Genomic DNA, 25,398 nt, shown 5'->3' with positions numbered 1-25,398 from the left:
GTGCCGGCCGACGGGAAGGTGTTCGTACGGGAGTCCGGTGCGGGACCACGCACCGTCGTTCTGCTGCACGGCTTCTCCGATCACGGCGGTACGTGGTGCAAGGTCGCGCCGGCGATCGCCGAACGGCACCGGGTGCTCGCGGTCGACCTGCCCGGTTTCGGACGTAGCGCGCAGCACTGGGAGACCCCCGTGCTCGACCACTATGTCGACGTCCTGGCCGACCTCGTCGACGACGTTCCCGAACCGGTGTCGCTGGTCGGGAACTCGCTCGGTGCGGTCACCGCACTGGTGTTCGCGTCGGTCCACCCGTCCCGGGTCGACCGCGTGGTGCTCGCCGACATGCCGGGTCTCGCCGGGATCCCCCGGTGGTGGACGCAGGGTGCACGCATGCCGGTCGAACTGTCGCGCCTGCTGCCCGCTCCGGTGATGCAGCAGGCCATGGGTGCCCTGTACGCGCGGGCCGCCGTGCACCGGCGCGGCACCTTCGACCGGGCGGCGCGCACGGCGTTCGCGGCGAACTACGCGACCCGCGAGCAGGTCGACACGCTGCTGACCGTGGGCCGGCACGCGATCGGTGAGCTCGGCCGACTGCCGATCCCGGAGATGGTGCACGCCCTCGACATGCCGGCCCTGCTGGTGTGGGGTGCACAAGACCGGTTGACGCCCGCTCACGCCGCACGACGGGTGCAGGCCGGCGGCCGGAGACGGGTGGTGATCATCCCCGATGCCGGGCACTGTCCTCAGCTCGACGCGCCCCGCGAATTCCTCGACGCCGTCCTGCCCTTCCTCGACTGACCCGTAAGCTCACGGCGACCGCGGCACCAGCCGCACCCATATCTCGACGACGCGGGGGTCCGAATCCGTGACAGCACCGTCAACGCAACCGCCGTACGGCACACCCGATCCCCGGGTGCCCTCGGGGGCACCGGGGGCACCGGGGGCACCGGGCGCAGGGATCGCCGTCCACGGCCTGAACAGGACGTTCGGTGACCACACGGCCGTATCGAATCTGTGGTTCACGGTGCCGCCGGGCTCGATCACCGGCTTCCTCGGACCCAACGGATCGGGCAAGACCACCACCCTCGGCATGATGCTCGGCCTCGTCCGGCCGAGCGCCGGGAACGCCTTCGTCGACGGCGTGCCGTTCACCTCCCTGCAGCAGCCTGCACAGGTCGTCGGAGCGGTGCTCGACGCGCGCAGCGCCCACCCCAAACACCGGGCGCTGACACACCTGCAGATCTACTGTGCCGCGATCGGCGTGCCCGACGAACGGGCGAGGCAGATGCTCGACCTCGTCGGCCTGGGGTCGGTCGCGCGGCGTCGCATCGGCGAGTTCTCCCTCGGCATGCGGCAGCGACTCGCCCTGGCGACGGCCCTGCTCGGACAACCGCGTTATCTCGTGCTCGACGAACCGGCGAACGGACTCGACCCCGAGGGCATGGCCTGGCTGCGCGACTTCCTCCGCGCATTCGCCGCCAACGGCGGGACCGTGCTGATCTCGAGCCACATCCTGCGGGAGATCGAGCAGATGGCCGACCGCCTCGTGATCATCGCGAACGGTCACCTGGTCGCGGAGACCTCGATGACCGATCTGCGCGACGCCTACCGCTCGCGGGTGTTCGCCGCGGCCTCCGACCCGGCCCGCCTCGCGACCGCACTCGCCGCGGCCGGGCACACCGACGCGCAGGTGCAGCAGGACGGACGGCTCGCGGTCGTCGGCGTGACTTCCGACCGCATCGCCGAGATCGCCGCGACCGCGGAGGTGACGCTGTTCGGGACGAGTGTCGAGCACGTCGATCTCGAGCAGGTCTACCTGGCGATGACGGCCGGTCGCTACGCGGCCGCGCCGGTCGCGCAGTATCCGGGGCACGGAGCCCACCATCCGCCGGGCGGGCAGTATCCGCAGGGCCCGCAGTACCCGAGTGCCCAGCAGCACCCGCAGGCCCAGCCGTATCCGAACGGCCAGCAGTATCAGCAGTACCCGACCGCACAGCAGTACCCGCAGTCGCAGTGGGGACAGCCGAACCGACCGCCGACCGGGCAAGGAGGTCCCACCGCATGACCGCGCTTCTCACCGCCGAGTTCCGCAAGGTCCTGAGCCTGCGCTACTGGTGGATCCTCGGCATCGCACCGCTGCTGGTGGGACTGTTCTGCGGGGCGCTGACGCTGCCGGTCGCGCGGCAACTCGAACTCGGCTTCGGTGACGGTTTCGCCGAGGCCGTCGCCGCCGCGGTCGGCATCTCCCTCTCGTTGTCGCTGGTGTTCCTGTTCGCCGCGATCTTCGGCGCGGTGGCGACGGGCAGCGAGTTCGCGCACCGAACGATCGTGACGACCTTCCTCACCGCGCGGGGACGCGACCGGGTCGTCGGCGTGAAGTTCGCGACCGTCGCCGTGATCGGGCTGCTGTACTGCATCGTCACGGAAGTCGCGGCGGCCGCGACGCTCGTGTTGTTCGGTGGGGGCTTCGACGGTGCCGACCTCGGATCGGTCGCAAAGGTGATGGGCATCGGTCTGTTCTGCGCGCTGATGTGGTCGCTCATCGGAGCGGGGCTGGGTCTGCTCACACGGTCGACGACGGGCAGTGTGCTCGCGATCTGCGCGTGGGTGCCGTTCGGGGAGCTGATGGTCTCGGTCGTCCTGCACGGTCTCGGTCTCGGCGCGATCGCGTCGTACCTGCCGGCGCAGGTGACCTGGTACGTGCTGTTCTCCGCGGTGTCGATGCCCGAGGACGTGACACTCGAGATGACGTGGCCGGCGGCCCCGCTGCTCCTGCTCCTCTGGACCGTGGTGCTGGGCGGCCTCGGCTGGTGGCGCGCCCGCACCGCCGACGTCGTCTGACACGTTCGATCACCTGCGCCTCCGGCCCTCCCCGAGCGGCTTCGACGTGCCCTGTCGTCGCTCGGCGCTAATGTCGGTTCGATGGCACACGACCCGATTCCGCGCTCGCCGGGATGGATTTCCCGGCTCGTCGCCGAATGCCTGAAACACCGCAGAACAGCCGTCGGGGCGCTGGCCGTCACCGTCGTCGCCGCCCTGATCGACATCACCTTCCCACTGCTGACGAAGGTCGCGGTCGACAGCGCGACCGGGCAGGGCGACGTGCCCGCCGACGACCTGCGCCTGATCGGGCTGGCCGCGGCTGCGATCGCGGCAGGTGCGGTGATCCGGTTCGGCTGCCAGTACGGGCGCCGCATGCTCGCCGGACGCCTGTCGCTCGACGTGCAGCACGACCTGCGGTTGCGCCTGCTCGGCTCACTCCAACGTCTCGACGGCCACGGTCAGGACCGCATCCGCACGGGTCAGGTGGTCTCGCGGTCCATCACCGACCTGCAGCTCGTGCAAGGGCTGCTCGCGATGGTGCCGATGTCGGCGGGTGCGCTGCTGCAATTCGTGCTCGCGCTGGTGATCATGACGACCCTCTCGCCGCTGCTCACGCTGGTCGCGGTGGTCATCGTCCCGATCATCGCGGGTCTCGTGCGGGTCGTGCGCCCGAGGCTGTTCGCCGCGACCTGGTCGGCGCAGCAGCGCGCGGCCGATCTCGCCCAGCACGTCGAGGAGACGGTCACGGGCGTGCGGGTCGTGAAGGGATTCGGGCAGGAATCGCACGCGGTCGACCAACTCGAGGAGCACGGTCGCAGGCTGTACGCGGAGCGTCTGCGTGCCGCCCGGATCAACGCGTGGTTCTCGGCGCCGATGGGTGCGATCCCGCAGTTCGGGCTCGTCGCCACCATCGCTCTCGGCGGCTGGCTCGCCCTCGAGGGCGGAATCACCGTGGGCACCTTCGTGGCGTTCACCGCCTATGTGGCGACGATGACGGGGACGACCCGCACCCTCTCGCAGGTCGTGATCATGGCGCAGCTGTCCCGCGCCGCCGTCGAGCGGGTGTACGAGGTGATCGACACCGAACCCGACGTCGCCGATCCCCCACATCCCGTCGAACTGCCCGACGGTCCGCTCGGGGTGCACCTGGAGGACGTGACGTTCGGCTTCGACGACGACCGGGACGTACTGCGCGGCCTCGACCTGGAGATCGCGCCCGGCGAGACCGTCGCGATCGTCGGCCCGGCCGGGTCGGGCAAGACCGTGCTGTCGCTGCTGCTCCCCCGCTTCTACGCGCCACACCGCGGGTCGGTGTGCCTGACCGCGGACGGCCGCGACATCGACGTCGCCACGCTCCGCGCCGACGATCTGCGCGGGGCGGTCGGCCTCGTCTTCGACGAGCCGTTCCTGTTCTCCGACACGGTCGCGTCCAACATCGCGCTCGGCCGGCCCGACGCGTCGGACGACGAGATCCGCACCGCGGCCGCGGCGGCACGCGCCGACGACTTCGTCGAGGCCCTCCCCGAGGGTTACGACACGGTCGTCGGTGAACGCGGCCTGACACTGTCCGGTGGGCAGCGGCAGCGGGTCGCGCTGGCGCGGGCACTGCTCGTCGATCCGCGGGTGCTGATCCTCGACGACGCGACCTCTGCGGTCGACGCCGAGACCGAGGCTGCGATCTACGGCGCGTTGCGGGCGGGTCGGCGCCGCACGACCCTCGTGCTCGCCCATCGGCGGTCGACGCTCGCACTCGCCGACCGGGTCGCCGTGCTCGACGAGGGACGCATCGTCGACATCGGGACGGTCGACGAACTCGAGGAGCGAAGTCCCGTCTTCCGGCGTCTGCTCTCGACCGACGACGACGCCGCACCGGCACCGGAACGCCCGGTTCCCGCCGGTGAGTTGTGGCCCGAGGAACCGGACGACGATGAGCCGTCCGGTACCGTTCGGAATCCTCCGGCGGTCGGTGGAGGTCGCGGCGGACCGGCGGGCAGTGGTGGCCGCGGCGGGCCGGCGGGCAGTGGTGGCCGCGGCGGGCCGGTGTCCGGGGCGCTCGGCGCGGTGGCCCCGACCCCGGAACTGCGCGCGGCCGTCGACGCGCTTCCCCCGGCCACCGAGACCCCCGGACGCGATCCGGCCCTGCGGTCCGAGGCCCTGCGCCTGCCCGACCCGCAGTTCCGATTGTGGACGACGCTGCGCCCGGTGCGCGCACTGCTGGCGGTCGTCGTGCTGTGCCTGGCGGTGGAGTCGCTGACGAGCATCGCGTTCCCGTCGCTGGTGCGGTACGCCGTCGACCGCGGGGTGACCCCGGGCGATCCGTCCCGGCTGTGGCAGGCGACCGCCGCGGGTGTGGTGCTCGCGCTGCTCGGCTGGTTCGTGGTCGCGATCCTCACGGTGCTCACCGCGCGGGCGGGCGAACGGGTGTTGTTCGGGCTGCGCGTGCGCTCGTACGCGCACCTGCAACGGCTCGGGCTCGACTACTACGAACGCGAACTGTCGGGCCGGATCATGACGCGGATGACGACCGATGTGGACGCGCTGTCGCAGTTCATCCAGACCGGCCTGTCCACCGCGGTCGTGGCGGTGCTGACGCTCACCGGTATCTCGATCGCGCTGATCGCCACCGATCTGTCGCTGGCCCTGGTAGTGCTGGCGGTGCTGCCCGTGCTGGTCGGCGCGACCCTGTGGTTCCGGAAGGTCTCCGGGACGGCGTACGCGCAGTCCCGCGAACGCATCTCCCTGGTGAACGCGGATTTCCAGGAGAACGTCACGGGTCTGCGCGCCGCCCAGGCCTACCGCAGGGAGGAGACCGCGGCGCGGCGGTTCGCCGAGCGCGCGGAGGCCTATCGGCGCAGTCGCCTGCGGTCGCAGCGGGCCATCTCGCTGTACTTCCCGTTCATCACTTTCCTGTCCGATCTGGCGCTCGCGGCGGTCGTCTTCGTCGGCGCCCGCGAGGTGGCGTCGGGCGCGGTCGGCCCCGGTGTGCTGATCGCGTTCGTGCTGTATCTGAACCTGTTGTTCGCACCCATCCAGCAGTTGTCGCAGGTCTTCGACGGTTACCAGCAGGCGCGGGTCGGTCTGCGCCGGATCGGCGACCTGCTGCGGACCGAGAGCTCGCTCGAGTCTGCCGAGGAGGGCACGGTCGCCATCACCGGGCACCTCCGCGGCGACGTCGACCTGCGGCAGGTGGGCTTCCGGTACAGCGAGGCCGACCGTGACGCGTTGAGCGATGTGGACCTGTCGATCCCGGCCGGGTCGACGGTCGCCCTGGTGGGCCGCACCGGTGCCGGGAAGTCGACGGTCGTCAAACTGCTCGCCCGGTTCTACGACCCGACCTCCGGTTCGGTGCGGGTGGACGACACCGATCTGCGCCGTTACCGTCTGCGCGACTATCGGGGCCGGCTCGGGGTGGTGCCGCAGGAGGCGCACCTGTTCACGGGCACGGTGGCGACCAACATCGCCTACGGCCGGCCCGAGGCGACGCGCGAGGAGATCGAATCGTCCGCGCGCGCCGTGGGGGCGCTGGACATGATCGCGGGACTCGCCGGCGGCATGAACCATCCGGTGGGTGAGCGCGGTCAGGGTCTGTCGGCAGGGCAGCGTCAGCTCATCGCACTCGCGCGCGCCGAACTGGTGGACCCCGATCTTCTGTTGCTCGACGAGGCCACCGCGACCCTCGATCCCGCCACCGAGAAGGCGGTGCTCGAGGCGGGTGCGCGGGTGGCCCGCTCGCGGACGGCCGTGGTGGTGGCGCACCGTCTCGCGACCGCCGCACGCGCCGATCTCGTGGTGGTCGTCGACGACGGCCGTATCGTCGAGTGCGGGCCCCACGACGAGCTCCGCCGAGCGGGAGGTCTGTACACCACTTTGTGGCAACTCGCTACCGGTGGTCTCGTTCCGGAGGAGCCCGAGGTCCTGCTCACTTCGACGACGGAAGGATCGAACATGAGATCGTCCTCACGTTTGTAACGGGGTGCGCGCTGCGCCGATGCACCTTAGAGGGAATAATCGGCTCTCGAGAACCGTCATCGATGGAGACCCCATCGCACCAGATTGTGAGGTAGCCCACCGACATGCGCGGTCAGTTCGGATCGTCACATGCCACGGGCTAGCCTCATATTCACAGGCGCTCCGATCGGGTACCGAAGAAAGAAACGAGGCGAACAACTGCCGTGAGCAGCAGCTCTACATCACAGTTCGGACAGAACCAGTGGTTGGTTGACGAGATGTACCAGCGCTTCCAGGACGACCCTTCGTCCGTGGACGCGAGTTGGCACGAATTCCTCACCGACTATTCGCCGGAAGCCGCGGTGGCCGGAGGCACCAACGGCTCCGACACCGCCACGACCGAGAAGCCCGCGCCGAGCACAGCATCTGCGCCGAGTTCCTCCGCTTCGGCCCCCACCAAGCCTGCACCGAAAACCGAGACCGCGTCGGCGAAGCCCGCACCGCAGGCCGAGGCCGCGCCGGCCAAGCCTGCACCGAAGGCGGAGACCAAGCCTGCGACGCAGCCGAAGGCCCAGGCCGCGCCCGCGAAGCCGGCTCCCAAGCCCGCCGCGGCCCCGTCGGGCCAGGCCACCGAGGAGAAGAAGGTTCTGCGCGGCGCCGCTGCTGCCGTTGCGAAGAACATGAACGCCTCGCTGTCGATCCCGACCGCCACCAGTGTTCGCGCGGTGCCCGCGAAGTTGATGTTCGACAACCGCATCGTCATCAACAACCACCTCGCCCGCACCCGGGGCGGCAAGGTCTCGTTCACCCACATCCTCGGTTACGCGATCGTCCAGGCGGTCAAGGCGTTCCCGAACATGAACAACCACTTCGCCGAGGTCGACGGCAAGCCGAACCTCGTCGTGCCCGCGCACACGAACCTCGGTCTCGCGATCGATCTGCCCGGCAAGAACGGCCAGCGTTCGCTGGTCGTGGCGGCCATCAAGAACTGCGAGACGATGAACTTCGCGCAGTTCTACTCGGCCTACGAGGACATCGTGCGCCGCGCCCGCGACGGCAAGCTCACCGGCGACGACTTCTCCGGCGTCACGATCTCGCTGACCAACCCGGGCGGTATCGGCACCGTGCACTCGGTCCCGCGTCTGATGCAGGGCCAGGGCGCGATCATCGGCGCCGGCGCCATGGAGTACCCGGCCGAGTTCCAGGGTGCGTCCGACGCGCGGCTCGCCGAGATCGGCATCGGCAAGCTGCTGACGCTCACCTCCACCTACGACCACCGCGTGATCCAGGGCGCGGAGTCGGGTGAGTTCCTGAAGAAGATCCACGAGCTGCTCATCAGCGACGACTTCTACGACGGCATCTTCCACACCCTGCACATCCCCTACGAGCCGGTCCGCTGGCGCAAGGACGTGCCGGAAGGTCTCGTCGACAAGCACACCCGTGTGCTCGAGCTCATCGCCGCCTACCGCAGCCGCGGCCACCTCATGGCCGACACCGATCCGCTGCAGTTCGTGCGCGACAAGTTCCGGTCGCATCCCGACCTCGACGTCACGACCCACGACCTGACGCTGTGGGATCTCGATCGCGAGTTCAATGTCGGTGGCTTCCACGGCCGCCAGAAGATGAAGCTGCGCGACGTGCTGTCGGTGCTGCGCGACGCGTACTGCCGCCACGTCGGTGTCGAGTACACCCACATCCTCGAGCCCGAGCAGCAGCAGTGGCTGCAGGAGCGGGTCGAGGCGCACCACGTCAAGCCGACGGTCGCCCAGCAGAAGTACATCCTGAGCCGCCTCAACGCCGCCGAGGCGTTCGAGACGTTCCTGCAGACCAAGTACGTCGGTCAGAAGCGCTTCTCGCTCGAGGGCGCCGAGTCCGTCATCCCGATGATGGACGCGATCATCGACCAGGCCGCCGAGCACACGCTCGACGAGGTCGCCATCGCGATGCCGCACCGCGGTCGCCTGAACGTGCTCGCGAACATCGTCGGCAAGCCGTACTCGCAGATCTTCTCGGAGTTCGAGGGCAACCTGAACCCGGCCGCTGCGCACGGTTCCGGCGACGTGAAGTACCACCTCGGCGCCGAGGGCACCTACATCCAGATGTTCGGCGACAACGACATCAAGGTCTCGCTCACCGCGAACCCCTCGCACCTCGAGGCGGTCAACCCGGTGCTCGAGGGCCTCGTCCGCGCCAAGCAGGACATCCTCGACAAGGGCGAGGACGGCTTCACCGTCCTGCCCTTGCTCCTGCACGGCGACGCTGCGTTCGCCGGTCAGGGCGTCGTCGCGGAGACCCTCAACCTCGCGCTGCTGCGCGGCTACCGCACCGGCGGCACCGTGCACATCGTCGTCAACAACCAGGTCGGCTTCACCACCGCGCCGGAGCACTCGCGTTCGTCCGAGTACTGCACCGACGTGGCGAAGATGATCGGCGCGCCGATCTTCCACGTCAACGGCGACGACCCCGAGGCCTGCGTGTGGGTCGCGAAGCTCGCCGTGGACTTCCGCGAGAAGTTCCACAAGGACGTCGTCATCGACATGATCTGCTACCGCCGCCGCGGTCACAACGAGGGCGACGACCCGTCGATGACCCAGCCGGCGATGTACGACGTGATCGACACCAAGCGCAGCGTCCGCAAGAGCTACACCGAGGCCCTGATCGGCCGCGGCGACATCTCGCTCAAGGAAGCGGAAGACGCCCTGCGCGACTACCAGGGGCAGCTCGAACGGGTCTTCAACGAGGTCCGCGAACTCGAGAAGTACCCGCCGGAGCCGTCGGAGTCGGTCGAGCTCGACCAGACCCCGCCGAAGCGTCTCGACACCTCCGTCGACCGGCCGGTGCTCGAGCGGATCGGCGACGCCTTCGCCGAGGCGCCCGAGGGCTTCACCGTCCACCCGCGCGTCAAGCCGGTGCTCGAGAAGCGTCGTGAGATGTCACGCAACGGCAAGATCGACTGGGCGTTCGCCGAGCTGCTCGCGTTCGGTTCGCTGGCCGAGGAAGGTGCCCTGGTGCGCCTGGCCGGTCAGGACTCGCGTCGCGGCACGTTCACGCAGCGCCACTCGGTCATCATCGACCGCAAGACGGGCGACGAGTACAACCCGCTCGCCTCGCTGGCCAACCAGGCCGGCAACGGCGGCCGCTTCATGGTCTACGACTCGGCGCTGACCGAGTTCGCGGGTCTGGGCTTCGAGTACGGCTACTCGGTGGGCAACCCCGACGCGCTCGTGCTGTGGGAGGCGCAGTTCGGCGACTTCGTCAACGGCGCGCAGCCCATCATCGACGAGTTCATCTCGTCCGGTGAGGCCAAGTGGGGCCAGCTCTCCGACGTCGTGCTGCTGCTGCCGCACGGCCACGAGGGCCAGGGTCCCGACCACACCTCGGGCCGCATCGAGCGCTGGCTGCAGCTGTGCGCCGAGGGTTCGATGACGGTCGCGGTTCCGTCGACCCCGGCGAGCTACTTCCACCTGCTGCGCCGCCATCACCTCGACGGCATCCGCCGCCCGCTGGTGGTGTTCACGCCCAAGTCGATGCTGCGCAACAAGGCCGCGGTCAGCAACATCGAGGACTTCACGCAGGGCAAGTTCCGCTCGCTGCTCGAAGAGGTTCCTTACGAGGAGGGCACGGCCGACCGGTCGAAGGCCACTCGTGTGCTGCTCACCTCCGGCAAGATCTACTGGGAACTGCTGGCGAAGAAGCAGAAGGAAGGTCGTGACGACGTCGCGATCGTGCGCATCGAGCAGCTGTACCCGGTGCCGCGTCGCCGCATCGCCGAGACGCTCGAGCAGTACCCGAACGCCACCGAGTTCTTCTGGGTCCAGGAGGAGCCGGCGAACCAGGGTGCCTGGCCGTTCCTCGGCCTCGCGCTGCCGGAACTGCTGCCCGACAAGCTCAGCGGTATCAAGCGCGTGTCGCGTCGCGCGATGTCGGCACCGTCGTCCGGCTCGAGCAAGGTCCACGCTGTCGAGCAGCAGGAGATCATCGAGAAGGCCTTCGGTCGCTAGAAGCTCCGTTTCGGATCCTTCGGGTCCTTGACGGTTCTCATGTGAGCCGGGTCGGTTCGTCCCCGCGAGGGGCGATCGACCCGGCTCACGCCTTTTTCCGGTGTGTTTCGGACCGGGCACGACGGGCACCCTCCGGAGGACCCCCGATCGTGTCCTGCGAGGAGCTACCGATGGCAAATCCGACCGTGGCCGACTACCTGTTGCACCGCCTGCGCGCGTGGGGGGTGGACCACGTCTTCGGATATCCCGGCGACGGCATCAACGGGATCCTCGCCGCCTGGACGCGCACCGGCAACGATCCGGTCTTCGTGCAGTCCCGGCACGAGGAGATGAGCGCCTTCGAAGCCGTGGGCTATGCGAAGTTCACGGGCCGGCCCGGGGTGTGCATGGCGACCTCCGGCCCGGGCGCGATCCATCTGCTCAACGGCCTGTACGACGCGAAACTCGACCACGTTCCGGTGGTGGCGATCGTGGGCCAGACCGACCGTTCAGCGATGGGCGGGTCGTACCAGCAGGAAGTGGACCTGCACACGCTGTACAAGGATGTGGCGTCGGCGTTCGTGGAGACGGTGACGGTGCCCGAGCAGTTGCCGAACGTCCTCGACCGGGCGATGCGCACCGCCATCGCGTACCGCACTCCCACGGCAGTCATCATCCACGGCGACGTGCAGGAACTCGAGTACTCCCCGCCCGGCCACGAGTTCAAGATGGTGCCGTCGAGCGTCGGCTTCGACCGTCCCCGGATCACACCGGACGACGACGCGATCCGGCGGGCCGCGGAGATCCTCAACGCCGGGGACAAGGTGGCGATGCTCGTCGGCAGCGGCGCCCGCGGTGCGCGGGCGCAACTCGAGCAGGTCGCGGATCTGCTCGGCGCCGGGGTGGCCAAAGCCCTGCTGGGCAAGGACGTGCTGTCGGACGAGTTGCCGTGGGTCACCGGATCGATCGGGTTGCTGGGCACGCGGCCCACCCACGAGATGATGACCGGCTGCGACACGCTGCTCATCGTCGGTTCGTCCCTCCCCTACAGCCAGTTCCTGCCCGAATACGGCCAGGCCCGCTGCGTGCAGATCGACATCGACCCGAACATGATCGGGATGCGCTATCCGAACGAGGTCAACCTCGTCGCGGATGCCGCCGCCGCGCTCGACGCGCTCGTCCCGCTGCTGCAGCGCAAGGAGGACCGGTCGTGGCGTGAGGGCATCGAGCAGAACGTGCAGCGCTGGTGGCAGACCATGGGACAGCAAGCGGAGGTCGAGACGGAGTTCGTCAATCCGCTGCGGATGTTCGCCGAGGCGTCACCGCGACTGCCGGACGATGCGATCGTCACCGCCGACTCGGGTTCGGCCGCCAATTGGTATGCGCGCCAATTGCAGTTCCGCGGTGACATGCGCGGTTCGCTGTCGGGCACCCTCGCGACGATGGGTCCGGCGGTGCCGTACGGGATCGGCGCGAAGTTCGCGCATCCGGGGCGTCCGGTGGTCGCGTTCGCCGGCGACGGGGCGATGCAGATGAACGGCATGGCCGAGCTGATCACCATCCAGCGGTACTGGCAGCAGTGGACCGATCCGCGGCTCGTCGTCGCGATCATCCACAACAACGATCTCAACCAGGTCACCTGGGAAATGCGTGCGATGGGTGGGGCACCGAAATTCGCGGAGTCCCAGTCGCTTCCGGACGTCGACTACGCTGCCTTCGCGCGCAGTCTCGGGCTGGGCGGCGAAACCGTGAAGTCCTCGGACGAGATGGGCTCGGCCTGGGATCGCGCGCTGGCCGCGGACCGTCCGACGGTGCTCGACGTGTACACCGATCCGGACATGCCGCCGATCCCGCCGCACGCGACGTGGGAGCAGTTCACCGATGTCACCAAGGCCGTGCTCGCCGGTGACGAGAACCGTTGGGGCTTCGTGAAACAGGGCGTCAAGACGAAGCTGCAGGAGTACCTTCCCGGAAACGATCGCTGAGAAACCCACCGGCCGGAGCAGCGTCACCGGCCGATGAGTGGAGCGAATGTGCCGCCAGCGCAACGCCGGACAGCGCCGCGATGGCCAGTTCGACGAACTCGTCGCGGGTGAGTTCGGGATCGCGTAGCCACGCGATGGTCGTGTCCTCGACGAAGGCCACCCAGCCGCGCACGGCGAGCCGCACGGCGGGCGTCGGCTCGATCCCGATGGCGGGCAGGTGCGCGACGGTCCGGTCGACGAGCGCTGTGCGGGTGTCCTCGAAGGCCGCCCGCATGTCGGGGTCGCCGCTGGTGGCGCCGCGCAGGATCGAGACGTACATGTCGCGGCGCCGGGTGACGTAGTCGACGTACGCGACGAGCGTGCCGCGCAGCATCTCGATCGGTTCGAGACCTTCGTCCGGTGCGGTGTACTCGACGAGATCCCGGCCGACGCATCGCACGAGTTCGACGTGGTAGTCGTGCTTCGAGGCGAAGTAGTGGAACAGCAGCCCCTTCGAGACCCCGGCCCGGTCGGCGACCTCGTCGACAGAGATCTGTTCGAGGGGCCGGTCGGCGAGCAGCTCGAGACCCTGTTCGATCAGCTGGGCCCGGCGTTGGGCGGGACCGAGGCGGGTCCGGCGGGGTCCGGGACTGTCGTCTGTCACGTCCACCATGCAAACACCGTTATTGAATTATGGTCAACAAGTGTTGACCAGGTCACTGGAACGCTCTAACCTCGAGTACATGAGTCTTCCGGTTACAGATACCGTCGCCGACGCGGAGATCCGTCAGGTCGACACGCTCATCATCGGCAGCGGGTTCGCCGGGCTCGGTGCGGCCATCCGACTGTCGCAGGCGGGCAAGGACTTCCTCGTGCTCGAACGCGCCTCCGAGGTGGGCGGCACCTGGCGCGACAACACCTACCCCGGCGCAGCGTGCGACGTGCCGTCGAACCTGTACTCCTACTCGTTCGCCCTCAACCCCGGCTGGACGCGCTCGTTCTCGCCGCAGCCGGAGATCCAGGAGTACATCCGCTCGGTCGCCGACCGGTACGACGTGCGGCGACGCACCGTCTTCGAGTGCGACGTGCAGACGGCCCGCTGGAACACCGCGACGCACCGCTGGGACGTGGCCACCACGCGCGGGAAGTACAGCGCCAAGGTCGTGATCTCCGCGGTGGGCGCCCTGTGCGAGCCGTCGCTGCCCGACATCGAGGGCATCTCCGGTTTCGAGGGCGAGATCTTCCACTCGGCACGGTGGAACCACGACGCCGACCTCGCCGGCAAGCGCGTCGCGGTCATCGGCACCGGCGCCTCCGCCATCCAGATCGTGCCGGCCATCGCCGGCACCGTGGGCCATCTCGACGTCTACCAGCGCACGGCACCGTGGATCCTCCCCCGCTTCGACCGCGAGTACACCGCTCCCGAGCGGTTCGCCTTCCGGTTCATCCCCGGCTTCCAGCGCCTTTCACGCGCCCTGCAGTACACCGCCCGCGAGACGCAGGTCGTGGGTCTGGCCAAGGCGCAGGCCTTCATGAAGCCGCTCGAGCTCGCCGCGCGCATCCAGGTCCGGCGGCAGATCCGCGACAAGGAACTGCGCCGGAAGGTCACGCCGAACTACGGTATCGGCTGCAAGCGCATGCTGATCTCGAACAACTACTACCCCGCGCTCGACCGGCCGAACGTCGACCTCGTCACCGACGGCATCGCCCGCGTCACCCCGCGCGGCATCGTCACGAAGGACGGCACCGAACGCGAGGTCGACGCGATCGTCGTCGCGACGGGCTTCCACGTCACCGACTCGCCGACCTTCGCCGGCATCTTCGGCAAGGAAGGCCGTTCGCTCGCCGAGGTCTTCGACGAGACCGGCATGCGGGGGTACAAGGGCAGCTCGGTCGCCGGCTTCCCGAACCTGTTCTTCCTCGTCGGACCGAACACCGGACTCGGCCACACCTCGATGGTGTACATGATCGAGTCACAGCTCGAATACGTCGTCGACGCCATTCGCACGATCGATCGCAACCGCATCGGCACGGTCGAGGTCCGCGAGGACGTGCAGGACGAGTACAACCGCGACCTGCAGCGCGCGATGCGGTCGAGCGTGTGGAACAACGGCGGGTGCGCGAGCTGGTATCTCGACAAGCACGGCAACAACACCACGCTGTGGCCGGGATTCACCTTCGAATTCCGCCGTATCACCCGCAGATTCGACCTCGAGGCGTACCGTAGCGTCGCCGAATCGGATCTCCCCGTCGCCACCGACCGTCCCGCGCAGGAGCGCACGTCCCGAGAGGCAGCAGTTCGATGAGTGATGTCGCAGGCCGGGTCGTCGTCGTCACGGGCGCGGGTTCCGGGATCGGCCGGGCCCTCGTCCTCGCCCTCGCGGCTCGAGGCGCCCGCCTGGCGATCTCGGATGTCGACACCACAGGGCTCGAGGAGACCGCGCGTCGCGCACGGGAACTCGGCGCCGAGGTGAAGGCCGACCATCTCGACGTCACCCAGCGCGAGAAGGTCCTCGAGTACGCTGAGCAGGTCGCCGCCCACTTCGGCGCGGTCCACCAGGTGTACAACAACGCGGGCATCGCCTATCACGGCGACCTCGAGCGCACCGAGTTCAAGGACATCGAGCGCGTGATGGACGTCGACTTCTGGGGAGTCGTCAACGGCACCAAGGCTTTCCTGCCGTATCTCATCGCGTCGGGCGACGGCCACCTGATCAATGTCTCTAGTTTGTTCGGTCTGCTGAGCATCCCGGGTCAGGCGGCGTACAACTCGGCGAAGTTCGCCGTGCGCGGCTTCACCGAGGCGGTGCGGCAGGAGATGCTCGTCGCGCGGCATCCCGTACAGGTCACGTGCGTGCATCCCGGTGGTATCAAGACCGCGATCGCGCGCAACGCCGCCGTCCCCGACGGCGACGACCAGGCGACCTTCGCGGAGTTCTTCGACCGCAAGCTCGCACGCACGACCCCCGAGGACGCGGCGAAGACCATCCTCACCGGTGTGCGGAAGAACAAGGCGCGTGTACTGATCGGCGCCGATGCGAAGCTGCTCGACGCCTTCGTCCGCGTTGCCGGACCGGCCTATCAGCGTGTCGTCGCCACCGTGACCTCCCGGGTCGTGCCGAGGGGATAGGCTGCGGCATGCCTCCGACACCGCAGTTGTCACCGCGGGTGGCGCGTACCGCCCTGCGTCCTCTCTTCCGTGCCCTGCTGTCGCCGCGCTGGTCGTTCGCCACGCAGCGCCGGTTGCTCGACCTCGCGGCGCCGTTGCAGTTCCTCCCGAAGGACACCGTGGTGCGCCCGATCCGTCTGGCGGGACGCCCCGCCGAGCGGATCACGGTGGGCGCCACCGAGCGGACCACGGCGATCCTGTACCTGCACGGCGGGGCGTACACCGGCGGGTCGCTCGCCACGCACCGCTCGCTCGCGGCGCATCTCGCCGCCGCGTCCGGAGCGGCCGTGTACGTCCTCGACTACCGGCTCGCGCCCGAGCATCCCTATCCGGCGGCGTTGAACGACGCCGAGGCGGCCTATCTCGAACTCGTCAGCGAGCACGGCTTCGAGGTGTCGAGCATCGCGATCGCCGGCGACTCGGCCGGCGGTGGCCTCGCCGCGGCCACCACACACCGGCTCGTCGACCGTCACGGGATGACCCCGCCGGCGCTCGGATTGTTGTCGCCGTGGACCGATCCGGCCGCCCGCGACCTGCCCGACGTGAACGACGTCGTTCTGAACAAGGGCTGGGTGTATTCCTCGGCCGAGGCGTATCTCGCCGGAGGCGATCCCACCGATCCCGGTTACGCGCCCATCCACGCCGATCCCACGGGTCTGCCGCCGACGCTCATCCAGGTGGGCACCGCGGAGATGTTCCACCCACAGGTGCGGCAGTACGCCGAGAAGCTCCGGGCGGCGGGCGTCGAGGTCACCCTCGTCGAACAACCCGAGCTGTGGCACGTCGCGCCGTTGCAGGCGTCGCTCGTTCCCGAGGCCGCCGCGGCGATCTCCGACTTCGGTGTGTTCCTCCGCGACCGGATGGGCACCCGCGCGGGCTGAGTACTCGCGGGGTGCCGTTCACGCTCCGGCGTGTTCGTCGATCCATTCGCGGGCCACGGTCTCGGGATCGTCTCCCTCCTCGACACGCGCACGCAGTTCGGTGAGATCGCTCGTGGTCAGTTCACCCGCGATGGTCCGCAACGCGTCGAGTTGTGCCTCGTCGAGGGTGCCCTTGCGGAAGACCGGCACGACGTTCTGGGCCGGCAGGACCGGGGCGGGCGCATCGTCGGCGTTCGTGTCGTCCTGCGGGCTGCGGTCGGGTGCGTCGGGCACGGTGCTCACGGGCGAATCCGCGTCGATCTCCGCGAGGGCGGACGACGTCGTGGTGGTTCCGACGACCGTGTCGGGTTCCGACGCGACGGCGACGGACTGTGCATCCTCGATCCGTCGCACCTCGCGCGGGCGGCAGTCGGCGCGTTCGAGGGCGGTGAGTCCACCGGCGGTGTCGAAGTCCTCGGTCACCGCGAAGGTCAGGTCGGCGCAGCGGCCGGCGAGGTCGGCCACGCGGCTCACCGACCATTGCGTGAGCCGTTCGCGGTCGGCGAGCAGCACCGCGCGGTCCTGCGCCGAGGCGTAATCGGAGATGGTCAGTTCGTCGGGCAGTGCGCGCGCCAGCGCTTCGAAGACGTCCTCGGCGTCGGTCGCGTCGGCACCGGGATCGTAGGACGCGAGCAGCCGTCCCGTGTAGCCGGGGATCAGTGTGAGATCGGCGGCGTCGAGCGCTGGGGCCGGATCGGCGACGCCGGAGCGGACCTTCACGTCGATCCCGCTACTGCGCAGCGCTCCCGCGTACAGCTGCGCGAGCAGTTCCTCGTCGGGCCGCTCCCCCGCCCCGACGATCACTGTCGCCGACGGTGCCGCCTCGTCGAGAACGGGCGACGCACACCCCTGGAGCACGGCCGCCGCCGCGCATGCGGTGAGCACCGTCGCCGCGACCGGCCGGATCCGTCTCGCTTCGTTCGCCACGGCGGTCATTGTCGCCCACCGGTGCGCCACGGTCCGCACGTGCCCGACCGTCCGGCCCGCCGAGGCGCCGAACGCCCCGGTCCGGAACCCTTGTGCGGTTCGGATCGGGGCGTTCGGTGCGATCTCGCCGGGAGCGAATCCCTAGTCGGTGACGCCTTCGGCCTTCGCCGCGGCCGCGACGGCCTCGGCGACGGCGGGCGCCACGCGCGGATCGAGCGGGCTCGGGACGATCTTGTCCGCGGCCAGTTCGTCACCGACGACCGAGAGGATGGCCTCGGCGGCGGCGAGCTTCATGCCCTCGGTGATGCGGCGGGCACCTGCGTCGAGAGCGCCCTTGAACACACCGGGGAAGGCCAGCACGTTGTTGATCTGGTTCGGGAAGTCGCTGCGACCGGTCGCCACGATCGCGGCGTGCTTGTGGGCGATGTCGGGGTGGATCTCCGGATCCGGGTTCGACATCGCGAAGATGATGGCGTCGTCGGCCATCGTCGCGACGATCTCCTCGGGCACGGTGCCCGACGACACGCCGAGGTAGACGTCGGCGCCGTCGAGCGCCTCGGCGATGCCGCCCTTGCGGCCCTCCGGGTTGGTGCGGGAGGCCAGATCGGCCTTGATCTCACCGAGATCGGTGCGGTCGGAGGAGATGATGCCCTTCGAATCGAGCACCACCACATCGCGCGCACCGGCGGCGAGCAGGATGTTCGTGCACGCCACGCCGGCAGCTCCGGCGCCGGAGATCACGATGCGCAGGTCGGCGATGTCGCGGCCCTGCACCTTCACCGCACCCTTGAGGGCGGCCAGGGCGACGATGGCGGTGCCGTGCTGGTCGTCGTGCATGACCGGGCAGTCGAGCGCCTCGATGACGCGCTTCTCGATCTCGAAGCAGCGCGGAGCCGAGATGTCCTCGAGGTTGACGGCGCCGAAGGACGGACGCAGCCGGATGAGGGTCTCGACGATCGCGTCGGGATCGGTGGTGTCGAGCACCAGCGGGATGGAGTTCAGGCCCGCGAACTTCTTGAACAGCGCGGACTTGCCCTCCATCACCGGCAGCGAGGCACGTGCGCCGATGTTGCCGAGACCGAGGACCGCGGTGCCGTCGGAGACGACGACGACCAGGCGGTTGGTCCAGGTGTAACGGTCGACGAGGGTCTCGTCGGCGGCGATGGCCCGGCAGACCTGGGCGACACCGGGGGTGTATGCAATGGACAGATCGCGCTGGTTCTCGAGCGGCGCGGTCAGTTCGACCGACAGCTTGCCGTCGACGTGACTCGAGAAGATCTCCTCGTCCGTCAACTCGAGCTTCTGAGGGGTAGGTGCATCAGACACAATTGACACGATGACACTCCTGCGTGTTCCGAGTCGACCTCTGGACTCGGTTGCTGCGAAAACACCGCAGTTCAATGCATCTCACACACGTGCATGCATCGAGTTGCAGCGCTTCGCCAAGGACATTGGATTGAAGCTTCCGGGCGCGATCACGACTGCCGCTGTACAACGCTGTACGGCTTCCGGAACGTGATGGAGCCGGGGCGGGTGGCCCTGGCATCGAGCCCTGGGTGATCTAGCCCTGGGTGGGTCTGCCATCCTTCGTCCGATTCCGGGGTATTCCGGCTTTCGGATTGCCGCAAGTTTGCCACCTTCGCAGACGAACAATCAAATCGGCATCGATTGCGAAGGTCTCACGGTTTTGTCGCCTCACCTGTGAGTTTACGTGCCGTGAACACCGCGCCGCGGGCGCACCGCGATGAATTTCCGCAGTTACACGATGGCTACCGACGGGTAGCCGAGACGCCACTCGGGGCCGTCATCCCCACCACTGAGTGATCATCAGAATCGATGCAGTGAAGATCACCACAAGGCTCGACAGGAGTGCTGTGCCACCCGAGCGTCGATCCGCCGTCACCTGGGCGATCACGGCCACCAGCGCGACGACGACGTGCGCGGCGACCGAGGTGGCGCCCGGGCCGGGGAAACCGCGGTCGCCGGCGAGGTACTGGGCCCCGCACACCACGAACGTCAGGACCAGCACCGCCCCGCACACCACACCGGAGAGAGCGCGGAGGGCGCGGACGGGCAGACTCGCGCGGCGCGATGCGGGTTCGTACGGATCGGCGTAGTACCCCTCGTCCGGGTAATACGGTTCGTTGTAGTACTCACTGTCGTAGTAGTTTTCGTCGTTCGGCGACCCGTACTCCTCGTCCGGATACCGCGCACCCCGTCGCCTCATCCCTCGAGCACCTCCACACCGGTCGCGCAGTCGAGCAACGCCTCGTACGCCGCCGGAGCCGTGGTGAAGCTGCCGAGCCTGATGGTCTTGTTGTCGCCGTGATAGTCGGACGATCCCGTGACGACGACCCCGAGCGACCGCGCGAGATCGCGCATCGTCCGCACATCCTGCTCGTCGTGATCGGGATGATCGGCCTCGACACCGCCGAGTCCGAGTTCGGCGAGTTCCTCGATGTGGTCGAGGGCGAGGAGCCGCCCACGCGCACGTGCCCGGGCGTGCGCCACCACCGGCACACCGCCCGCGGCCGTCACCATCTTCACGGCGTCGGCGAGCGGGGTATCAGCCTTCGGTACGTAGTAACGGCCGCGCGGCGACAGCAGCTCGGTGAAGGCGTCGGCCACCGTGGGCACCACACCGGCGGCGACGAGCGCCCGCGCCAGATGGGGCCGGCCCGCGGCGGGGCCCGCCTCGGCGAGCACTGCGTCGATGTCGATCGGCAGACCGTCGTCCGCCATCCGCACACCCATCGCCCGGATCCGCGACACCCGTTCGCCACGGAGCCGCTCGAGTTCGGCGACGAAAACCGGATCGTGCGGGTCGAACAGATAGGCCAGCAGGTGCACGGCGACCGGGGCGCCGTCCTCCCCGCGTCCCGTGCAGGACATCTCCATTCCCCGGACGAGACGCAGGCCCGTCGGCAGGGCCGCTGCGGCCTCGTCCCATCCCGCGGTCGTGTCGTGGTCGGTCAGGGCCACGACGTCGAGACCCGCCCGGGCAGCGGCACGGACCAGTTCCGCGGGACGGTCGGTGCCGTCCGATGCGGACGAGTGGGTGTGGAGATCGATACGCACGCCACCAGTCTGTCAGGTCGGCGGGTTAGCATGATTGGAGCTGCCCCGCCCGGTCCCCGTCGACGGGCGATCCCCGCGCCGCGGGCCTGCGACCGGGCCGCGTCCCAGCGGCATGCCGTGAGGAAGGACAACATGCCGCACCAGCCTTCTCGTGCCACCCGTCGCGGCCCCACTCCCCCGGTCCCCACCGAGCAAGCGGTGGTCGACTGCGCGGTCTACGTCGACGGGCACCGCCTGCCCGGCCGCTACAGCCACACCGAGGCGGTGGCAGAGGTCCGTCGGCGCGGTGCGGGATTCGTGTGGCTCGGGCTGCACCACCCCGACGAGAAGCAGATGACGAACGTCTCGCACACCTTCGGACTCCATGAGCTGATGGTCGAGGACGCCGTCCACGCCCACCAGCGCCCGAAGCTCGAGCGCTACGACGACGTGCTGTTCCTGGTGCTGCGCACCGTCAGTTACATCGAGCACGAGTCGGTGACGACCACCAAGGACATCGTCGAGACCGGCGAGATCATGTTGTTCACCGGCCCCGACTTCATAGTGAGCGTGCGGCACGGCGACCACTCCGAGCTCTCGCACGTGCGCAAGCGCCTCGAACGCGACCCCGATCATCTGTCCCGCGGTCCGGCGGCCGTGCTCCACGCGATCGCCGACCACGTGGTCGACTCCTATCTCGCCGTCACCACGGCCGTGCAACCCGACGTCGACGACATCGAGGAACTCGTGTTCACCCCCGACACGCGGATCGCGGTCGACCAGATCTACATGCTCAAGCGCGAGATCGTGCAGTTGCGCCGCGCCGTCGTGCCGCTCGCCGAACCACTGCAGCAACTCATCCGGGCGCCGGGCAACCCGATCCCGAAGGACGTCCGGCGCTACTTCCGCGACGTCGCCGACCACCACACCACGGTGTCCGACCGCATCGCGGCCTTCGACGAGACGCTCGGCACGCTGCTCGACGCGGCGATCGCGAAGGTCACCGTGCAGCAGAACACCGACATGCGCAAGATCTCCGCGTGGGTCGCGATCGCCGCCGTGCCGACGATGATCGCCGGGATCTACGGCATGAACTTCGATCGCATGCCCGAACTGCATTGGCAATACGGCTATTACGTCGTGCTCTCCGCGATCGTCGCGATCACCGTGGGATTGTTCGTCACCTTCAGGCGCAACAACTGGTTGTGACCACCGAACTCGACCGCCCCTCGACACGCGCTGCGCAGGCTGCGCGATCTCCTCGGCGCCACGTGCTCGCCGTCGCCCTCGCGCTGATCCTGCTGCAGACGATCCTCCGGACCGTGGTGGCCGCGACCGGCGAGTTCTACTGGGACGACCTGATCCTCGTCGGGCGCGCGGGGTCGTATCCGCTGCTGTCCGACGCCTTCCTGCGGTACGACCACGACGGTCACCTGATGCCCGCCGCCTTCCTCGTGGCGGGGATCGCCACGGCGATCGCGCCGCTGGAATGGTGGCCGGCGGCGGCCTCGCTCGTGATCGGTCAGTTGCTCGCCTCGCTGGCGGTGCTGCGGGTGCTCTGGTTGCTGCTCGGCCCGCGACGCGCTCTGTGGGGACCGTTGCTGTTCTATCTCCTCACGCCGCTGACGCTTCCGGCCTTCGCGTGGTGGTCGGCCGCGCTCAACGCGTTGCCGCTGCAGGCCGCACTGGCCTGGGTGGCGGGAGATGCGCTGCAGTACAGCAGGACCGGTCGGCGCCGTCATATCGTGAGCGCCCTCGTCGTCACCGCTGTGGCGCTGGTGTTCTTCGAGAAGTCGGTCCTCGTTCCGTTCGCCGCGTTCGCGACGGTCGCCCTCGCACACCACGTCGACGGACTCACGCGGCCGATCCGCAGCACGTGGGCGCAGGCCCGGCCGTTGTGGCTCGGCTCGGCGGCCGTGCTGGTCGTGTGGGCGGTCTGTTACTCGACGATCGTCGAATCCCGGTTCGGGATCCCGCCGTGGTCGATGGTGGCCGGGTTGACCCATCACGGCATCTCCTACGGGCTGTTGCCGTCGCTGCTCGGGGGTCCCTGGGAATGGGAGCGGTGGAATCCGAGCCCGCCCTGGGCCGATCCCCCGCTCGTGCTCGTCGTGGTCGCGTGGCTCGCTGTCGCGGGCGCCGCAGCGTGGACGGTGCGCCGGCGACGGCGGACCGGGCCCGTGTGGCTCGCTGTGATCGCCTACATCCTGGCCTCGCTCGCGGCGATGATCAGCACCCGCTTCGGCCCGGAGACCACCTACGAACTCGCGCGCACTCTGCGCTACTTCGCCGACTCCGCCGTGGTCGTCGCGATCGCCGCGGCGCTGATCCTGCGCGCCCCGCGACGAGGCACGACGTCCCGTCCTCGTGCCGTGCGTGCGGCCGCCTGGACCTGCGCGGCCGTGTTCACCGTCGGCTCCCTGTGGTCGACCGTGACGTTCGCGCGCAGCTGGTCGGACAATCCGACGGGCGATTATCTCGGGGCGGCGAAGGCGGCGCTCACGGCCCGGCCCGACGAGCCCGTGCTCGATCACCCGGTGTCGGTATGGATCCTGCTGCCCGTCACCTACCCGCACAACCTGGTGGGGTCCGTCTTCTCCGCGCTGCCCGTCCGGTCCGACATCCGCGACCACGCGACCGACCTGTGGGTCCTCGACGATCTCGGTCACCGCACTCCTGCCGACCTGCTGCCGCTGCGCCTCGTCCCGCCCGGCCCCGAGCCCGACTGCGGCCATCGCGTCACCACCGACGCCGTCACGGCCGTGCCGCTCGATTCCCCCGCGGGCGACTGGGAGTGGACCGTGCAGGTGAACTACCGGGCCTCCGCCGACGGCACGATCGACCTCGGCTTCCCCGGCCGCGCATCCGTTCCGGTCCCCGTCACCGAAGGACTCGGGACGGTGTACGTCCGCGTCTCCGGGGACGGGTCGGCGCTGCAGGCGCGCTCGTCCACCCCCGGCACGACCGTGTGCCTCGGTGCCGGATCGCTCGGAGTGGTCGTGCCGCGGGGGTGACGGCGGGCCAGCGTGGCGCGTCCGAGCGCGCGGTCCGTGAGAACCGGGACGGTCACAGACGTGCTTGCGCCCGGCGCGGGTCGCTCAGGTCGATGCCCGCTTCCTCCCACGCCTCGCGCAGCGCCTCGGTTCCCTTCAGCCGCTTCCAGGCCGCCTCGGTACCGGTGATCGGGCGGGCCTCGAAGAAGTGGACCGGATCGGAGGGCTCGGGCAACTCCAGCGACGGCACGTCGGCCGTCTCGAGCAACACCGCGGTGAACGGAGCGCCCGGCCACAGCGGCTCCCCGAGATCGAGCAGGGCGTCGTCGGTGAGGACCACGCCCTCCACGGCGGGCAGCGCAGCGAGCACCGCGAGGGTGCGGTGGACACCGGCGGTGACGCCCTCGTTGTCGCGCAGGCTGAGCACCAGTTCGGCCCGCGGCCCGCGAGTCGGGTCGGCCACCATGTCGGTCGGATCGCCCATCGGATGCCGTGAGCACCCCAGAGTGGCGTACCGCAGGAGCTCTGCACCACGGAAGCGGAGGACCTCGATCGGTTCGAGACCGAGGAAGGTCACCGACGCCGATTCCGGCTCCGGATCCCCCGGCACGGTCAGATGCTCGGTGAGGTGGCTGCGGACGGTGGCGAGAACTGCGTCGGTCACCCCTGCAATGTAGTCCCCGTCCCCGCACATGCGGTTCACACCCGGACCTGTGCACCGCGCGGTACCGTCGAAGCGTGGCTCGCGACACCGGTTTTCCGGTCTCCGATGCCGGCGACGATTTCGCCCGGCAACGCCGGCGCGCCGAGTACGCCCGGCTGATCGCATGGCTGCGCCGCGAACCGGCCGACGTCAACACGGTGCTGCCCTTCGACGACGTCGTCGCAGCCCTCGGACGCCTCGGTGAACGGCGACTCGGGTTGCAGATCATCGAGGTCGCCTCGATCGTCGGCAGCGTCGACCGTGCCGACGACTTCGACCGCCGTTTCCGCCCCACCTCGGCACGCCTGCGCGCCAGGTGGGAACGCATCGCGGCCGCGCGGCGGCGCGGCGAGGCCATGCCCCCGATCTCCGTGTACCGGGTGGGACCGATGCATTTCGTGCAGGACGGGCACCACCGTGTGTCCATCGCCTACGCGCAGGGCGACCGCACCATCGACGCCTACGTCACCGAGATCACCACGAAGGTGCCCGCGGAGGGAATCAGGGCCCGTCCCGATCTCGTGCGCAAGGACCACTTCAGGATGTTTCTCGGCCGCGTTCCCCTGCACGGCGCGGCCCAGGACACGATCCGCGTGTCCGACCCGTGGGGATACGCCGAACTGGCCGAGGCCGTCGAGGCGTGGGGTTTCCGCTTGATGCAGGATCTCGGCGAGTACCTCACCCGCGAGGAGGTCGCGCGGCGCTGGTACGAGGAGGAATTCGTCCCCGTCGTCGCGATGGCCCGGGAAGCGGGGATGTTGCGCTCACGCACCGACGCCGAGGTGTATCTGTGGATCGCGAGCGAGCGGTACCGGCTCGTGCGGCGGCACGTGTGGAGCGAGGAGATCGTCGACGAGCTCCGTAGCCGCGCACCCCGCTGACGGCTTCGGTGGATCCGACCCCGTTTTCCGGGGTCG

The 25,398-nt window shown here is 69.2% G+C and carries 18 protein-coding genes; 12 read left to right on the top strand and 6 right to left on the bottom strand.

Annotated elements, in window-relative coordinates:
• The 6 genes from RBB84_RS02950 (at position 1) to RBB84_RS02925 (ending at position 12,733) form a co-directional block, all read left to right on the top strand.
• Positions 1-795, top strand: coding sequence for an alpha/beta hydrolase (locus RBB84_RS02950; protein WP_024103464.1), 795 nt, complete (start codon positions 1-3; stop codon positions 793-795).
• A gap of 115 nt (positions 796-910) precedes the next feature.
• Positions 911-2,062, top strand: coding sequence for an ATP-binding cassette domain-containing protein (locus RBB84_RS02945; RefSeq protein ID WP_064255835.1), 1,152 nt, complete (start codon positions 911-913; stop codon positions 2,060-2,062).
• Positions 2,059-2,838 carry an ABC transporter permease gene (locus tag RBB84_RS02940; RefSeq protein WP_024103462.1) on the top strand — a complete coding sequence of 260 codons (780 nt, stop codon included), beginning with the start codon at positions 2,059-2,061 and terminating at the stop codon, positions 2,836-2,838. The genes RBB84_RS02945 and RBB84_RS02940 overlap by 4 nt, the downstream gene beginning before the upstream one ends.
• A gap of 81 nt (positions 2,839-2,919) precedes the next feature.
• Positions 2,920-6,789 (top strand): ABC transporter ATP-binding protein, encoded by a 3,870-nt coding sequence (locus RBB84_RS02935; RefSeq protein WP_064255836.1) that lies wholly within the window; start codon positions 2,920-2,922, stop codon positions 6,787-6,789.
• A gap of 203 nt (positions 6,790-6,992) precedes the next feature.
• On the top strand, positions 6,993-10,769 hold the full coding sequence (locus RBB84_RS02930) for a multifunctional oxoglutarate decarboxylase/oxoglutarate dehydrogenase thiamine pyrophosphate-binding subunit/dihydrolipoyllysine-residue succinyltransferase subunit (protein ID WP_082920988.1): 3,777 nt from the start codon (positions 6,993-6,995) through the stop codon (positions 10,767-10,769).
• Between the two features lie 170 nt (positions 10,770-10,939).
• Entirely contained in the window at positions 10,940-12,733 is a 1,794-nt protein-coding gene (locus RBB84_RS02925) for a thiamine pyrophosphate-requiring protein (protein WP_064255838.1), read from the top strand.
• On the opposite strand, the gene RBB84_RS02920 is transcribed toward RBB84_RS02925, so the two are convergent.
• The gene (locus RBB84_RS02920; protein ID WP_064255839.1) at positions 12,690-13,385 is read right to left on the bottom strand and encodes a TetR/AcrR family transcriptional regulator; all 696 of its coding nucleotides are present in this window, start codon (positions 13,383-13,385) and stop codon (positions 12,690-12,692) included. The two genes, RBB84_RS02925 and RBB84_RS02920, sit on opposite strands and share 44 nt — an antisense overlap.
• Before the next feature lie 70 nt (positions 13,386-13,455).
• On the opposite strand from RBB84_RS02920, the gene RBB84_RS02915 reads away from it, so the two are divergent.
• From RBB84_RS02915 to RBB84_RS02905, 3 genes are read left to right on the top strand one after another with little or no spacing between them, the layout of a single operon-like run.
• On the top strand, positions 13,456-15,018 hold the full coding sequence (locus RBB84_RS02915) for an NAD(P)/FAD-dependent oxidoreductase (protein ID WP_024103458.1): 1,563 nt from the start codon (positions 13,456-13,458) through the stop codon (positions 15,016-15,018).
• On the top strand, positions 15,015-15,842 hold the full coding sequence (locus tag RBB84_RS02910; protein WP_019288078.1) for an SDR family NAD(P)-dependent oxidoreductase: 828 nt from the start codon (positions 15,015-15,017) through the stop codon (positions 15,840-15,842). Before RBB84_RS02915 ends, RBB84_RS02910 begins: the two co-directional genes overlap by 4 nt.
• An 8-nt stretch (positions 15,843-15,850) precedes the next feature.
• A complete protein-coding gene (locus tag RBB84_RS02905; protein ID WP_064255840.1) occupies positions 15,851-16,762 on the top strand; it encodes an alpha/beta hydrolase in 912 nt (303 codons plus the stop codon).
• An 18-nt stretch (positions 16,763-16,780) separates the two neighbouring features.
• On the opposite strand, the gene RBB84_RS02900 is transcribed toward RBB84_RS02905, so the two are convergent.
• The 4 genes from RBB84_RS02900 to RBB84_RS02885 form a co-directional block, all read right to left on the bottom strand.
• Entirely contained in the window at positions 16,781-17,737 is a 957-nt protein-coding gene (locus RBB84_RS02900) for a glycine betaine ABC transporter substrate-binding protein (protein WP_064255841.1), read from the bottom strand.
• A gap of 132 nt (positions 17,738-17,869) precedes the next feature.
• Positions 17,870-19,063, bottom strand: coding sequence for a malic enzyme-like NAD(P)-binding protein (locus RBB84_RS02895; protein ID WP_033097302.1), 1,194 nt, complete (start codon positions 19,061-19,063; stop codon positions 17,870-17,872).
• A gap of 469 nt (positions 19,064-19,532) precedes the next feature.
• A complete protein-coding gene (locus RBB84_RS02890) occupies positions 19,533-19,955 on the bottom strand; it encodes a hypothetical protein (protein WP_064255842.1) in 423 nt (140 codons plus the stop codon).
• The gene (locus RBB84_RS02885; protein ID WP_006554311.1) at positions 19,952-20,806 is read right to left on the bottom strand and encodes a PHP domain-containing protein; all 855 of its coding nucleotides are present in this window, start codon (positions 20,804-20,806) and stop codon (positions 19,952-19,954) included. Before RBB84_RS02885 ends, RBB84_RS02890 begins: the two co-directional genes overlap by 4 nt.
• 132 nt (positions 20,807-20,938) lie before the next feature.
• On the opposite strand from RBB84_RS02885, the gene RBB84_RS02880 reads away from it, so the two are divergent.
• Positions 20,939-21,994 carry a magnesium and cobalt transport protein CorA gene (locus RBB84_RS02880; protein WP_064255899.1) on the top strand — a complete coding sequence of 352 codons (1,056 nt, stop codon included), beginning with the start codon at positions 20,939-20,941 and terminating at the stop codon, positions 21,992-21,994.
• Positions 21,991-23,799 carry a hypothetical protein gene (locus RBB84_RS02875; RefSeq protein ID WP_064255843.1) on the top strand — a complete coding sequence of 603 codons (1,809 nt, stop codon included), beginning with the start codon at positions 21,991-21,993 and terminating at the stop codon, positions 23,797-23,799. Before RBB84_RS02880 ends, RBB84_RS02875 begins: the two co-directional genes overlap by 4 nt.
• A gap of 52 nt (positions 23,800-23,851) precedes the next feature.
• Here the strand turns inward: RBB84_RS02875 and RBB84_RS02870 are convergent, their stop codons facing one another.
• Complete coding sequence (locus RBB84_RS02870) at positions 23,852-24,442, bottom strand: suppressor of fused domain protein (protein WP_024103453.1); 591 nt, start codon at positions 24,440-24,442, stop codon at positions 23,852-23,854.
• Positions 24,443-24,516: 74 nt separating this feature from the next.
• Here RBB84_RS02870 and RBB84_RS02865 point away from each other — a divergent pair, with 74 nt between their 5' ends.
• Positions 24,517-25,362 (top strand): hypothetical protein, encoded by an 846-nt coding sequence (locus RBB84_RS02865; protein ID WP_024103452.1) that lies wholly within the window; start codon positions 24,517-24,519, stop codon positions 25,360-25,362.
• Positions 25,363-25,398 lie beyond the last annotated feature (36 nt).

It is taken from the genome of Rhodococcus sp. D-6 (assembly GCF_040256695.1).
Classification (GTDB): Bacteria; Actinomycetota; Actinomycetes; order Mycobacteriales; family Mycobacteriaceae; genus Rhodococcus; species Rhodococcus pyridinivorans.
Note: the sequence above shows the minus strand (reverse complement) of the source record. Positions and strands in the feature narration are given on the sequence as shown.